This window comes from Peribacillus sp. NPDC096448 (assembly GCF_044762675.1).
Lineage (GTDB): Bacteria > Bacillota > Bacilli > Bacillales > DSM-1321 > Peribacillus > Peribacillus frigoritolerans_B.
Window position 1 is genome coordinate 160,096 of sequence record NZ_JBIWEU010000002.1, and the last position, 14,684, is coordinate 174,779.

Below are 14,684 nucleotides of genomic sequence, written 5' to 3' on the forward strand. Positions count from 1 at the left end.
TATTGTGAATGCTTGTCATTACCATGTATTCATATTCTACTCCATACAAAACAATAGTATTTCTAATTTTATTGATTTTATGAAAGAAACCTGCATTTTCTTGAGATATGGGGTGCACGGAAAGAATCAATGTGTAAAAATAAATAGGAGTAAGGAAATAAAAAACCTTTGAGGTACTATGAATTTCCATTACAATATAGGAGAATAGAACGTTTGAGGTGATCAGTAAAAAAATGGAACAATCAATTGTGGCATCAAATCCTGTTCTCTTTATGATTACAGCGCTTTTGATAATAATGGCTTGTTATACGGCGTTGGATTTACTGACAACTTTACTGACGATAAAGAGATATAAACGCCTAGTGTATATAGGGAGCAGCTGCTCTATGGGAGTGGCTATCTGGACGCTTAATTTTGTGGTCATATTCACCCTCGATAATTCAGGAATGGCAGCATACAACTTTTCTACAATAATTTTTTCGTTAGCATTAGCGATCGCTCTCGCAGGGGGTGGGTTATTGGCCATTTCCTATAAAACACAAGTGCTGCAAATCGTTTTTTGCGGCTTCATGTTTACGATGGCCATTTTATCCAATTATATAATGGGAACATCTTCTTTAAACCACTCTTTGCACTTTAGCCCATTGTCGGTCTTCAGTACGCTTTTCAGCATCTTTATTTTATTTGTAGCAGCACTTGCAATATTATTTTATTTTAATAAACTAAGTCAATCCTCGCTAAAGCCAGTCAGTACTCTCTTGATGAGCGGGGCAATCATTGAAGGCTATTATCTTTTTTTAAGAGTGTTACCGATGAACGCGAAAAACGAAACGGGTGAATTTGTTCCACTCACTCCATTTATGCTTTATCTTACATGCTTCGTTTCATTATTCATTCTTGCCAGCTTGATCGCTTCAAGTACGATCGTAGGCCGGCGGTTGGCAAAAAGTGATAATACTGTGAGCGATATCCGTTATGCTTTAGATCAATCGGCGATCGTCGCCATCACGGATGCAAAAGGAATCATTACATATGTTAACGAAAAATTCCTGGAAATATCACAATATGAAAAACATGAACTAATAGGGAAAAATCATTCCATCATCAATTCTGGTTATCATCCAAAAGAATTTTTCACTGACCTATGGCTAACAATCAGCCAAGGGCAAACATGGCATGGTGAAATATGCAACCGGGCTAAAGATGGTAATGTTTATTGGGTGGATACAACTATCGTTCCATTTATGAAAAAGGGTAAACCATATCAATATATTTCCATCCGTTCGGATATTTCCGGTCGTAAAAAAGCAGAACATGCTTTAAAGGGGTCAATCAAGGAACTGGAGGATATGCAATATGCAATCAACCAATCCTTGATTGTGGCGATTACCGATAAGAAAGGTATCATTATGGAAGTTAATGAAAAGTTTACGGAGGTTTCCGGTTATGGGAGAGGTGAATTGATAGGTCATACACATAAGATAGTTAATTCAGGATATCACTCAAAGGAATTCTTTGAACATATGTGGAAGACCGTCCATGAACGGAAAGTTTGGAAAGGTGAAATTAGAAACAAGGCGAAAGACGGCAGTTTTTATTGGGTCGATACAACAATTGTTCCATTTTTCAACGAAGAAGGAAAGCCATTTCAGTTTCTGGCACTTAGATATGATATAACTGAGCGTAAACAATCGGAAGAGATGCTCCATCGGCAGGATAAATTAGCCGCTGTCGGTCAGCTTGCTGCTGGAGTGGCACATGAAATTCGGAATCCGCTGACCTCCATGAAAGGGTATACGGAATTTTTGCAATTGGATGAAACGGACGAAAGCAAACAAGAATATCTGGAAATAATCATGGACGAAATCAATCGTGTGAATGAGATAGTTGAAGAGTTCTTACAATTGGCCAAACCACAGGCCTTGATATTGGAAACGAAGAATCTTGTGCCAATCATTCAAAATGTTGTATCTTTGACGGAGTTTGAAGCCAGGAAGAAGAACATCACGCTGTTTTCGGATTGTAATGTCGAAGAGATCTTCGTTAGTTGTGATGAGAATCGATTAAAACAAGTCATATTGAACTTCATTAAAAATGGTATGGAAGCTATGCCTGACGGTGGGTTCATAAAAGTCATTACGGAACTTAAAGAGGATAAAGTGCAAATATCCATTACCGACACAGGAATTGGGATACCGCCGGAGCAGCTTAAGAGACTGGGAGAACCATTTTTCACAACGAAAAAATCTGGTAATGGGTTAGGTTTAATGATCAGCTTTAAAATCATAGAAAGCCATTTGGGATATGTCTTTGTCGAGAGCGAGGTCAATAAAGGTACAGTCTTTAATATTGTGCTCCCTATTTAGCCCAATAGGAAGCAATGAAAAAAATCAACAATTTGGTAGCAGATGTCTGCATGGGGGAACTGGATTTGGAAAAACAAAAGCAAGTCAATATTAGCTTGAAGGTATTTTACCTTTTTTCATTTTTTGCAGTGGGAAGTTTAACACCGCTATTAAGTGTTTATTTGGCCAATGAGGCAGGTTTGTCCGGTATTGAGATAGGTACGATCATGTCTGTTGGACCGATAGTGATGATCGTTTTTCAACCTTTTTGGGGAATTGTCTGTGATTGGAGCGGGAGACCAGCAAAAATACTGGCAATTACATCGTTGCTTGCTGGTGTATTCGGTTTAGGCTACTTGCTGTTCGATCACTATTTACTCATAGTATCCGTCGCTGTCGCTTTGGCTATTTTTCAAAGTGCGATAATACCAGTTTCAGATAGCATCACCCTTCAATATACAACGAAAATCAAATCGAATTATGGGAAAATCCGTTTATTCGGATCACTTGGTTACGGTGTGGCCGTTTTTGTAATGGGAAAATTATCTGAATCCTTCATGGGCCCTTCCGTGATATTTTATGCCTTTTTCTTCGGCCTTTTGATTGCGGCTAGTCTGGCTCTTCGTTTGCCTGAAGAGCCACCTGGGGAAAAGGTGAAGCTTTTCGGTGGAATGAAAGAATTGATCACCATGAAACGATTTCTTATCTTTCTTGCTATAACGTTCTTGCTTTTTGGTCCTAATCTTGCAAATAATGTATACTATGGTTTGTTTGTAGAGGCAAGGGGAGGAACATATACAGGAATTGGCATCGCGTTTCTTTTAGCTGTATTATCGGAAATCCCCTTTATGAGAATTGCAGGTACTTGGATTCATAAAATTGGCTTGCTGCCAATTACCTTATTGGCTGGAACGGCCTCATTGGTCCGCTGGGTTCTGTACTTTACCGAACCAAGTTTGGCTACCGTATATGTGTCTTCGATCATTCAAGGGTTTTCACTTGGCTTATTCATTCCTGCAGCTTTACAATATATCAGGAAAGTTGTCCCTGTACGAATTACAGTAACAGCAATAACGCTTTATTCTGCCATTGGCAATGGATTGGGTAATTGGTTCAGTACCTTCAGCGGCGGAATAATCTTGGATAAATCAGGAATATATGCGGTCTATTTATTTTATGGTTTACTCACGCTGATCGGGATGCTGCTTACAATATGGCTCATGAGGTTAGAAAAAAATTTAAAAGCTATGGGGAACCCCATAGGTATAATTGAAAAATGATGGAAATATAGCGAGTGACCTCTTAACCTTTCATGGTGAAGAGGTCTTTTTTTATATTCTATCTGAAAGTTTGAGAGAAGGCATGCTAATTGTTCAAGCAGATTGAACAATTTTTTAAAAGGCCGAATCGGATTCATTTTTTCCTTCAGTAGATAAACTCGATGAAAAACGTAAGGCACTCGCTTTCCGCAGTGCCTATTCTCCCTAGGAAACGCTTTTCCCGCAGGAGTCTTGAAAACCCGCTCCAATCAACTTTATTATAAAATTTAGATAGACCCTCTTTTGTAATCCCTTTCCGCCTTTTTTTATTTGTAAGTTTATAAAGGCAATGTTATTAACTATTGGGATTTTTAACCAGAACAATCAGTTTTTTATTTTTGGAAATAATATGATTTAATGGAAGATAGAGAATGAATGGAAGGGTGAGTGTTTTTGAGCAAACCAAATGTGCTGGCAACTACCATCGCATCAGCTTTTATCGGCGTGTTTTTTTTATTTTGTCTTGGATGGGCGATTATGGACCATTATGGAAAGAGAACTTCTGATACGGAAGTGATTGAAGAAACACCCATTAAAAAAAATGATCTTCCCAATGATTTTACGGTAGTGGCGCTAGGCGATTCATTGACACGTGGCACAGGTGATGAAACAGGGAAAGGATACGTTGGACTTGTTATTGAAGATTTAAAGAGTGAATACAAAAGAAAACCAATCATTCATAACCTCGGAATCAATGGACAAGTGTCTAAAGAATTGGTACAGCAAGTGAAACAACCGCAAGTGAAGCGTCAAATCCAGGCAGCTAATGTTATTTTGGTTACAATCGGGGGTAACGATTTATTTCAAAAAGGCCAGACCCTGCTTGAATATGATCATGAAGCCATTACTGTTTCACAAAAGAATTTCTTGGGAAATTTACATGAAATTTTTAAAGATATCAATAAAGTCAATGATAAAGCTACCATTTTGTTGCTTGGGCTGTATAATCCGTTTATAGATTTGGATGAAGACTTTGATACGAACCGCATCGTACGGGACTGGAATAATGAAACGGCGGAAGTCGTGGCTCTTTATGAAAATGCAATTTTCGTTCCAACTTTTGATTTATTTCAATTGTCGGTAAATGAGTATTTGTATTCAGATAAATTTCACCCTAATAAGAAGGGATATCGTTTAATTGCTGATAGAGTGGCTCCTTTAATAAAATGGGAGGATGTGGAACGATGAAACAGGTGACATTGACTGTCAGGGACTTGAAAAAAAGGATTGGCAAAAGGGAAATTATTAAAGGAATTGATTTTGAACTGAATGAAGGTGAGGTTTTCGGCTTTTTAGGACCGAATGGGGCAGGCAAGACGACGACGATCCGCATGTTGGTCGGTTTGATTAAGCCAACCTCGGGTTCCATCCATATATGCGGGTATGATGTTCGTCGGGAATTTACGAAGGCAATGAAGCAAATGGGCTGCATCGTTGAAAATCCAGAGTTATATCCATTTTTGAGCGGGTGGGATAATTTGCTCCACTTTGCAGGAATGTTACCTGAAGTTGATGAAACAAGAATGATCGAGGTTGTTGAACTCGTCGGTTTGCAAGCGAGAATTCACGATAAAGTGAAGACCTATTCGTTAGGCATGAGGCAACGTTTAGGAATCGCGCAGGCAATGCTGAACAGCCCTAAACTGTTGATTTTGGATGAACCGACCAACGGGCTAGATCCTGCCGGAATCCGTGAAATGCGGCAATTCATCAGAAAGTTGGCTGAAAAAGAAGGGATGAGCGTTCTGGTTTCTTCACACTTATTAGGTGAAATACAGCAACTTTGTGACCGGGTCGCAATTATTAAAGGTGGGGAAATTATCAAAACGGATACAGTGGAAAGCTTATTATCCACGCAGGAGCGGATATTTTGGCGGGTGGAACCTATTCAAAAGGGGGCAGAAATTCTTAGCGGCTTCACCGAAATTACCATTGATCAAAAATATATCATTACAGCCTATGATGAACTCAAGACACCTGAATGGAATGCTGCTCTTATCCAAGCAGGCGTGAGGGTGCATGAAATGAATCGAAAGCTCCCGGGATTGGAAGAATTGTTTTTGCAAGTTACCGGTGTCGGAGGTGCAGGCATTGAATAACTTGGTCCAAAATGAAATGATGAAGTTATTGGCAAAGAAACGGTTAATCATAATCGGTATCATCGTTGGAATTTTAGTGCTGATGTTTACATATGCCCAATATAAACAAGTGGAAGAGCAGCGGGAGAAGTTGGGAACTGATGATTGGCGTGCAGCTCTTCAGCAGCAAATCATTGATACTCAAAATCGATTGGGCTCAAATAGGATGCTCGATGAGTGGCGTGAACAGCTTCAAGTTAGTCTGAAGCAGCAGCAATATTACCTCGATCATGATATCAACCCCTCAGAACCAGGCGCAGCCACTTTTACACGCATGTTTTTGGAAAATGCAATCGATTTGTTCATTCCGCTGTTAATCATGATTGTGGCTAGTGATATGGTTTCTTCCGAAAATAGTCAAGGGACGATCAAGCTTCTGCTGACACGGCCAGTGGAGCGCTGGAAAATCTTATTGAGCAAATATGTAACATTATTATTATCGGTTTCGATTATCGTGGCGATGACAGCCTTATTGTCTTACCTTTTATCAGGTATCGTTTTCGGATATCAAGGATGGGGGGCCCCCATAATAACCGGATTCGAATTGAACGGGGCTGACGTGGATGTCAGTCATGTAAGGTTAGTGGAACAATGGAAATTCCTATTGATGGATTTGGGACTTGTCTGGCTGGTGGCGGTTGTTGTAGGGACCCTTTCTTTCATGCTTTCGGTTTTAGTGAGAAGCACCCCTGCAGGCATGGGCATCATGCTGGCTGCATTGATTTCCGGGGCTATATTGAACAATATGGTTTCCTCATGGGAATCAGCGAAATATTTCTTTATGGTGAATTTGAAATTGACCGCTTATATTAGCGGAACGGCTCCACCAATAGAAGGGATGACTTTATTATCCTCCGTCATTACTCTGTTCGTTTGGTGGGCGCTGGCTTTAGTTGTATCTTTTACGGTATTTACCCGGAGGGATGTGTACTGAGAAACAGCCTATATAAATTATATGTTGTTTCAGTTTGTTGGACATAATTGGTTCGGATGTTTCGCACCCATGATTAAAATCGGTTTAACTGGCTAGCCAAGCCCTCAAAGACGCTTGGCGGACAGTCGGCGGAAAGGGAGCGGATTTCTGAAATCATCTGCAACTTTTTAAAAATACTGTATGCAAACTCGCCTTCGAACATGTTTTCATTGTGAAACAGCCTATATAAATCATAGGTTGTTTTTTATTTTCTCGTACAGGGTATCCTTTAAAAAAACAGTATGTTCAAATTAGGAGGGTTAAAAATGGATGATAATCATTTGAATGAAAAATTCATGCCAATGACTTCAGTTTCAAGTGGAGATGTACAGATAGTAAATGAGGATATATATTGTCTGTCCGTCCAAATCGTTAATGTGGTTTTTGTAGGGTCACCCAAAGATGATGAATGGGTATTGATAGATGCAGGGATGCCGCGTTCAGCAGAGGCAATAAAGAAAACTGCAGAAGAAATATACGGACCGCAAAAACCACCTTCTGCGATTATTTTGACACATGGACATTTCGATCATGTTGGTGCACTGATTGAGTTAATGGATTATTGGAAGGCTCCTGTTTATGCCCACATTAAAGAAATGCCTTATTTAACGGGACAGGAAAATTATCCCGAACCAGATCCTACTGTTGAAGGGGGGATGGTCGCAAAAATCTCATGGATATTTCCGAATGAGGGAATCAACCTTGATGAAAAAGTTCAGCCATTGCCTGATGACCATAGTGTTCCCGGGCTTAGTGATTGGCAATGGGTTCACACTCCTGGCCATTCGAAAGGACATATTTCACTTTTCCGAGAAAGTGACCGAAGTTTGATTGTTGGTGATGCCTTTGTGAATGTCAGGCAAGATTCCCTATACAAGGTTATCACCCAGGAGAAAGAAATAGCAGGACCACCGCGGTATTTAACAACCGACTGGGAGATTGCCAAAGAATCGGTAAGGCTATTGGAAAGTCTAAAGCCGACTGTGGCCATAACTGGGCACGGGTATCCTATTGAAGGGAAAGAACTGGAAATGGGTTTAGCGAAGCTTGCAAAGGAATTCGATGCATTAGCTAAACCGGATCATGGGAAATATGTAGAATGAAGGGTGAACGTGTTTGATGAATAATTTCTCTAAAGAAGTCAAAAATAAACAAGCAACATATGAAAAATGGAGGGATATCCGTGACTAATTTAAGAGATATCATGACAACAAACGTGGACTGTTGCACTGCGGAAGATAATATATATGAAGCAGCAGTCAAAATGAAGAATGATGATGTTGGTGTCATTCCTGTATTGGAGAATAACCATTTAATCGGTGTTATTACAGACAGGGATATCGTCATTCGCTGTGTTGCCGAGAAAAAGCCGAATTCGACTAGAATTACCGATGTCATTTCCACCAATCTTGTAACAGGCACGCCTGATATGTCAGTGGAGGAAGCAGAGGAGCTAATGGCTACCGAACAAATCAGAAGGCTCCCTATCATTGAGAATGACAAGCTGGTCGGAGTCGTGGCATTGGGTGATCTGGCTGTACACCAACAGACTAATTCAATGGCGGGAAATGCTTTAAGTTCAATTTCCGAGGACAGAGATCAAATTCAACACTAAAAACCAAAACTCTGTTAGCTTTTGCTAACAGAGTTTTGGTTTTTAAAGATACTTATTGAACCATCCTTTGATTTCCTCAACATGTTGCAGTCGCATTTTTGGAGATCCGCTTCTCGATACCTCATGAGTTTCATTTGGGAAGGAAACAAGTACCGCTTCTTTTTTCTGCCGTTTTAAAGCGACGAAAAATTGCTCACTCTGTTCAATGGGACAGCGGAAGTCCTTTTCTCCGTGAAGTAAAAGTAAAGGGGTATTCACATTGGAAACATATTTTAATGGAGAGTGCTGCCATAGCTTTTCAGCAGAGTTAACGATATCGCCGCCAACTTCCCACTCAGTAAAATAATAGCCAATGTCGCTGACCCCATAAAAACTTAGCCAGTTACTAATGCAACGCTGAGAAACAGCTGCCTTGAAGCGGTTGGTATGTCCGATGATCCAATTAGTCATGAATCCTCCATAACTTCCTCCGGATACCCCTAAATTTTCATGGTCTATAAAATCATACGTAGCTAAAACGTGATCAACTCCAGCCATTAAGTCCTTATAATCCATGCCTCCATAATCGCCCCTGCAGGCATTTACGAAGTCTTGGCCATATCCTACACTACCGCGCGGGTTTGTGAACAATACAGTATACCCTTCATTAGCCAAGGTCTGGAATTCATGAACATAGGTATTTGCATACATCATATGCGGTCCGCCGTGGATTTCTAAAATGAGCGGATATTTTTGATTACCATTAAAACCGGTCGGTCTCATGATCCAGCCGTGAATGTTAAGTCCATCGACAGATGGAAAAGTAATGGGTTCAGCCGTGGACAAATGTTTATCCTTCAAAAAATCCTCATTAACAAAACTGATTTGTTCCTTATCACCATTGGTAAGGTTATAAGCAAAGAGATCACCAGGATGAACAGGTGTACTGATGGCCACGACAGCACGGTGGCTTTCGGGATCTATAGTCAGGCCGTATATATGCTGCGGGTCAAGGATTGATGGATACATAGCACCTTCAATCGAACCATAATATACTCCGGTATTTCCATAATCACTTATTAAAAAGTAAAAACCTTGGCTATCGTTTGTCCACAATATACCTGGGTCGACGGCTCCGATTTGGAAATCCCCAATTGCGGAATCTCCAATTTGGACGTCCCATCCGTCGGTCAAACATTGAGTCGTTTGATCGAAAATGGAGTATAACCAGATATTGGAAAAGGTGGCACCGGCAAATTCTTTATTATGGCCAATGAAAGATAGATATTCGCCATTTGGAGACCATTTAGGATCTCTAAAGAAACCTGTACTATCCGTTATTTTCTCTAAAGATTTCGTTTCAAGGTCCATGATGAAAATATCTGAAAAAAGTTCATCATCACTTCTTTCTGCATCCCCGCTTATGAATGCAATATGCTGTCCGTCTGGAGACCATGCATTCGGAAGGTGATCAATATTGTTTTCCGTTAGCAATGTGAATTCTTCCTTAAAAATGTCCACTATTACAAGCTGCTGATATAACTGATCAAAATAGCCTCTCCCATCCCATTTATACTTGATCCGTTCATACCTATTAACTTCTTTGGATAGATCATTTTCCTTGACCGTATTAAGGTTTTCGCCTTCCTTTAACCCGGTAGAAAGCAGTAACTTGGCGGAACAGGGAGACCAAATAGGCTTTGATGCGCCGTTAACGAAATGGGTGAGCTGGCGAGCTTCCCCACCGATGCTCCCAATAATGTGGACTTGTTTTTTTCCTGATCTATCTGATATAAAGGCGATATGCTTGCCGTCGGGGGACCAGGCTGGTGATGTATCACGATTATCCCCAAACGTCCATTGCTTTGTTTCATTCGTAATCAGGCTGAACATAAACAGATTGGAAATGTATTTTTCCGTTTTTTCATCTATTCTGGTTTGGACATAAACCGCCATGCTGCCATCCGGTGATAGCTTTGGATCGGTCACTGATTTCAAGTGAAATAAGTCTCTTGCTGTTATACCTATTTTGTTCATCCTTTTCACCCTTTCATTTCTCATAGTTATGTATTTCGCTAAAGAGAAATATAAATCCTCTAGTAAATGGTAAACGCGTAATGTTTATTTATCAAGGACGAAAGAAATGAAAATAATCCGGCCTTTTTATCAGGTCGGATTATCAGGCTATATAGGCACGAAACTTACAATTACTTCTGCATGTGTCGTGTATGTGGACGGTGCGGCGGAATTTGGAAATTATTTTCTTCCATCATTTTATAATGTTTTTCAAAATGTGAAACCATTTTATCGGCTTCTTCTTTCGAAAGCGCGCCATACTCGACATATTTTTCAATCAATATCTTTTTGTCAGCGAGTAACTGCTTTTGAATCTTGGCGATTTCCGATTTTTGAGCATCAGTGAATTGAACACTTTCCGTCTTTGCTTTATTTTCCTCCTGTGCAGCCGGATGATTAAGGTTGACTAAGAATAGGGAGCAAGCTGTTAAACAGATGACTAAAAACTTTTTCATGAATGAACGACTCCTTCTTTTTGTTTTTTTCTGCCTTATTGAAGAACTCTAGAACCTTTAAAACCTGATAGTCCCTTCCTTATGGTGAATGATTTCCAATATGGAAGATTCCTTATTTCTTTATTATCATTTACAGCATTTACAGTTTTATGTAAAAAATAAGGTGAAGGTTTGTTAGATAAAGATATGGGTATTTTAAATGTAAGTGGGAATTTTGTTGTAACTTCTTATTAATAAAAAATCCTTAAAAAGGGAAGAAAGGGGGATTATCATGATTTGGACGATTATTGGTGTAATAATATTATTATGGGTTCTTGGTTTAGTCTTTAAAGTGGCTGCAGGCTTTATACATATCTTGCTTATCATCGCGGTCATTCTCATTTTGGTTAAAGTTTTTAGGGGAAGGAATCGAATGTAGAATTGTATTGAAGGCTAAAGAGGAATAGTTTATGAATACGGGTCGCTTCAGACTATAGACAAACTAAAGTTTTATTAGGACTTGTACAATTTGAACGTTGATTGGAACGTATGGAACTCGCTTTCCCCGCAGGAGTCTCGTACCTTCCGTTTCAATCAACTTTGTTTTAATTCAGACCTTATGCGTACAAAATGAGGCGGCCTGTTGAACAGGTCGCCTTTTAATTTTCCAGCAAGCCGTCAATCATAAGGAAGTGGCTGGCCTAACAGCCTCTTATGAATCCATATGGCTGCTTGGGTACCATCCCCCATAGAAATGGTGACTTGTTCGGAATGGGCAACGAGGTCGCCGCCGGCCCAGACTCCTTTAATATTCGTTTCTTTAGTCCGGGGATGAATCACGACATGATTGTTTTCATTGACTTGCACACCTAATTGTAAGGCTAGGTCATTATTAAGTTTGTTCCCTTTAAACGCCGTGAATGCCTTTTCAGCTTTGATAATTTTACCAGATCCTAATTGTATGCCCGTTAACTGCTGTTGGGCATCGACATGAACCTCGCAAACTTCCTCTTCAATTACGGGAATGTGGTTTGCCTTTAACTTATCCCTATACTCATCATCAATTTTTGATTTCAAATGGTTTACGTAAATGATATCTTTTGACCAATATAATAGAGTAAGCGCCATGCCTGCACCCGCATTTCCGCCTCCAAGAACAACGGTTTGCTTATCCGTGATCTCATACCCATCACAGTCAGGGCATATATATGTGGATGTTCCAAGAGTTGAATAGATGTTTTTGATTGGAGGAATGTTATCGATAATGCCTGTACCAAGAAAAATCATTTTTGCTTGATATTCCCTGTGATTTTTTGTTTGGATAAAAAACTTGTCCTGCTTTTTTTCAAGAGATGTCACTGTATCATCTAAGAATTCGACACCGAATTTTTCAGCGTGCTGTCTGCCAAGCGCCCTTAATTGTTTACCGCTTACCCCATCCGGCCACCCAAGAATGTTATGGTAAGCCTTGGCAATGGAAGAGCGGCCTTGAGCAGAATCAATGACGATAATACCATGTTTATATCTTCCGAGCTGGATGGCTGCCTGAATCCCGGCTATACCTCCACCAATAATAATGCAATCTGCTTGTTTCATGAATTCACCGCCCATAAATTTGGAATAAACCTAGTGTTATTCTATCTGTAAAAAATATACCACTAGTCGCTCGAGTTTAAACAAAAAAGGAGGAAGTCCGCAGCTTGCAGATCTTCCTCCCTTTCTTTAATGCCTATATCATTGATTCTGTATTGGTTCGAGCCATTCTTGTGCCCAATTTTGAATTTCGTTCATTACCGGTGCAAGAGCCTTGCCTTTTTCAGTTAAAGAATATTCAATCCTGACCGGTGTCTCCGGATATACGTCCCTTTTGACAATGCCTTCAATTTCCAAGTCCTTTAAACGTTCAGAAAGAATCCTGCCGCTTATAGGGAATGCAGATTCAATATTACAAAACCGTTGAGGGCCATTAAGTAATTGATTGACAATCAATCCAGTCCAGCGTTTACTCAAGATTTGCATTCCTTTTTCAAATCGTGGACAAAGTGTCGTATTATTCATCATATCACCTCATTATTAATATATTATAAGGCATTTACCTCATATGTAACAACTTTACCGAAAATTATTTAGTTACTAGAGATGTTATTAGTATAAGAAATTCATGAGCTTACTTTAAGTATCATGAAAAGTATTCCGCCTCGGATTTGCCACATTTTAAAAAAAGTGCGCTTTTAAAAAATGTGTTCTTTAGAGATACCATGAAAAATATGTTATTTTAATATTGAAGTCAAAGTTTTGCAAATGGAAGGATCCGTGGGAAAGATGAGTGATTTACTGCAAGAGGCCGTATCCTTTATCAGGACAAGTTATCCGGAATTATTGAAAACGGAAGAGGACATAAATGGCAGGATCGAACAAATTAAAAAGGAAATTAATGAAACAGGCAGATATGAACATACATATGAAGAGTTGGTTTATGGTGCTAAATTAGCTTGGCGGAATAGCAATCGTTGCATTGGGCGCTTTTTTTGGGAATCACTGAGGGTGATTGATAAAAGGATGATTCAAAGCGAAGAAGAAATTGTATCGGCCCTCTTTGAGCATATCGAATATGCTACGAATAATGGGAATATCAGGCCTGTGATTACAATTTTCAAACAGAAAGATCATGATCAAAAAGTGGATATTTGGAATCATCAGCTTATTCGTTATGCTGGATACGAGACGGAACATGGCGTAATCGGCGATTCAAGTTCAATAGAATTCACCAAGCAATGTATGGAATTAGGATGGGGAGGGAAATTCGGTCCTTTCGATATTTTACCTCTTGTAGTCCAAGTGGACGGAAAGACCCCAAGTTTTCATGAGATACCTGAAAGCCTCGTTAAAGAAGTTCAAATCACCCACCCTGAACTGACATGGTTCAAAGATCTTCAAATAAAATGGTATGCGGTTCCAATCATATCTGGTATGAGGTTGGAAATTGGCGGTATTACTTATTCAGCTGCACCATTTAATGGGTGGTACATGGGAACGGAAATCGGTGCCAGGAATCTTGCTGATGAAGAACGCTACAATATGCTGCCGGCAATCGGGGAGAGGATGGGTTTGGATATTAAACGTGATTCGAGTTTATGGAAAGATCGAGCCCTTATCGAACTGAATGAAGCAGTCCTTCATTCGTATAAAAAACAAGGAGTCAGCATTGTTGATCACCATACAGCAGCTAAACAATTCAAGAAATTCGAAGAAAAAGAAGCCACTTATGACCGGAAAGTAACGGGGGATTGGACTTGGTTAATACCACCGGTGTCTCCAGCCACGACACACGTCTTTCATCAGCCATATAACAATGAAATAATGAAACCTAATTTCTTTTATCAGATTCCTCCATATAAATAAAGGTTTACATTAACTGGCGTTGGGTATATGTATATCAAGCCAAAAAAATAAGGGGGAAGGTAATGATGGCATTAGGAAGAAATGTGGTATTACTAGGAGTCGGAGTTGCCGGAGTCTCATTTTTATCAAATAAAACGAACAGAGGAAAAGTGAAGGACATGTGGTCCAATGCAAAAGCAAAAACGGTAGGCTTTTGGAATAGGACGGCTTCAGAGATGGATCCTGTAATTGAAAAGGCAGGTCACCCTGATCCATATGATCATGATGACAATAAAATGGTGGATGAAGGCGCCATGTATGGTGTTCACTATTATAATAATGCTAAGCATGGATAAAGTAATCAGACTCGCTTGGGGATACCCAAGCGTTTTTTTTGTAGAGATTTTCTTCATCAATCGAGAAA

At 39.7% G+C, this 14,684-nt stretch carries 14 protein-coding genes; 10 read left to right on the forward strand and 4 right to left on the reverse strand.

What is annotated here, in order from left to right; genetic code table 11:
* The first annotated feature begins 233 nt into the window (after positions 1–233).
* From ACIQ0C_RS04675 to ACIQ0C_RS04705, 7 genes are all read left to right on the forward strand, one after another.
* Positions 234–2,366, forward strand: coding sequence for a PAS domain S-box protein (locus tag ACIQ0C_RS04675; RefSeq protein ID WP_403057434.1), 2,133 nt, complete (start codon positions 234–236; stop codon positions 2,364–2,366).
* A 50-nt stretch (positions 2,367–2,416) separates the two neighbouring features.
* Positions 2,417–3,625: an MFS transporter gene (locus ACIQ0C_RS04680; protein ID WP_403058076.1), complete on the forward strand. Its 1,209-nt coding sequence runs from the start codon at positions 2,417–2,419 to the stop codon at positions 3,623–3,625.
* Positions 3,626–4,057: 432 nt separating this feature from the next.
* Positions 4,058–4,852, forward strand: coding sequence for an SGNH/GDSL hydrolase family protein (locus ACIQ0C_RS04685; RefSeq protein WP_403057437.1), 795 nt, complete (start codon positions 4,058–4,060; stop codon positions 4,850–4,852).
* Positions 4,849–5,763: an ABC transporter ATP-binding protein gene (locus tag ACIQ0C_RS04690; protein WP_403057439.1), complete on the forward strand. Its 915-nt coding sequence runs from the start codon at positions 4,849–4,851 to the stop codon at positions 5,761–5,763. The genes ACIQ0C_RS04685 and ACIQ0C_RS04690 overlap by 4 nt, the downstream gene beginning before the upstream one ends.
* Complete coding sequence (locus ACIQ0C_RS04695) at positions 5,756–6,736, forward strand: ABC transporter permease (RefSeq protein ID WP_403057442.1); 981 nt, start codon at positions 5,756–5,758, stop codon at positions 6,734–6,736. Before ACIQ0C_RS04690 ends, ACIQ0C_RS04695 begins: the two co-directional genes overlap by 8 nt.
* 305 nt (positions 6,737–7,041) lie before the next feature.
* Positions 7,042–7,878: an MBL fold metallo-hydrolase gene (locus ACIQ0C_RS04700; RefSeq protein ID WP_403057445.1), complete on the forward strand. Its 837-nt coding sequence runs from the start codon at positions 7,042–7,044 to the stop codon at positions 7,876–7,878.
* 80 nt (positions 7,879–7,958) lie between these two features.
* Positions 7,959–8,390 carry a CBS domain-containing protein gene (locus ACIQ0C_RS04705; RefSeq protein ID WP_403057448.1) on the forward strand — a complete coding sequence of 144 codons (432 nt, stop codon included), beginning with the start codon at positions 7,959–7,961 and terminating at the stop codon, positions 8,388–8,390.
* A gap of 42 nt (positions 8,391–8,432) precedes the next feature.
* Here ACIQ0C_RS04705 and ACIQ0C_RS04710 read toward each other — a convergent pair whose 3' ends face one another.
* Positions 8,433–10,406 (reverse strand): S9 family peptidase, encoded by a 1,974-nt coding sequence (locus ACIQ0C_RS04710; protein WP_403057451.1) that lies wholly within the window; start codon positions 10,404–10,406, stop codon positions 8,433–8,435.
* Positions 10,407–10,576: 170 nt separating this feature from the next.
* Positions 10,577–10,900: a YckD family protein gene (locus tag ACIQ0C_RS04715; protein ID WP_403057454.1), complete on the reverse strand. Its 324-nt coding sequence runs from the start codon at positions 10,898–10,900 to the stop codon at positions 10,577–10,579.
* Between the two features lie 271 nt (positions 10,901–11,171).
* Here ACIQ0C_RS04715 and ACIQ0C_RS04720 point away from each other — a divergent pair, with 271 nt between their 5' ends.
* A complete protein-coding gene (locus ACIQ0C_RS04720) occupies positions 11,172–11,318 on the forward strand; it encodes a lmo0937 family membrane protein (protein ID WP_403057457.1) in 147 nt (48 codons plus the stop codon).
* A 239-nt stretch (positions 11,319–11,557) separates the two neighbouring features.
* On the opposite strand, the gene ACIQ0C_RS04725 is transcribed toward ACIQ0C_RS04720, so the two are convergent.
* Positions 11,558–12,475, reverse strand: coding sequence for an NAD(P)/FAD-dependent oxidoreductase (locus ACIQ0C_RS04725; protein WP_403057460.1), 918 nt, complete (start codon positions 12,473–12,475; stop codon positions 11,558–11,560).
* A gap of 138 nt (positions 12,476–12,613) precedes the next feature.
* On the reverse strand, positions 12,614–12,937 hold the full coding sequence (gene catR, locus ACIQ0C_RS04730; RefSeq protein ID WP_048678030.1) for a catDE operon transcriptional regulator CatR: 324 nt from the start codon (positions 12,935–12,937) through the stop codon (positions 12,614–12,616).
* A gap of 264 nt (positions 12,938–13,201) precedes the next feature.
* Between catR and ACIQ0C_RS04735 the strand changes: the two genes are divergently transcribed.
* A complete protein-coding gene (locus tag ACIQ0C_RS04735) occupies positions 13,202–14,281 on the forward strand; it encodes a nitric oxide synthase oxygenase (protein WP_403057463.1) in 1,080 nt (359 codons plus the stop codon).
* 62 nt (positions 14,282–14,343) lie between these two features.
* A complete protein-coding gene (locus tag ACIQ0C_RS04740; RefSeq protein ID WP_402837598.1) occupies positions 14,344–14,616 on the forward strand; it encodes a hypothetical protein in 273 nt (90 codons plus the stop codon).
* Positions 14,617–14,684: the final 68 nt, after the last annotated feature.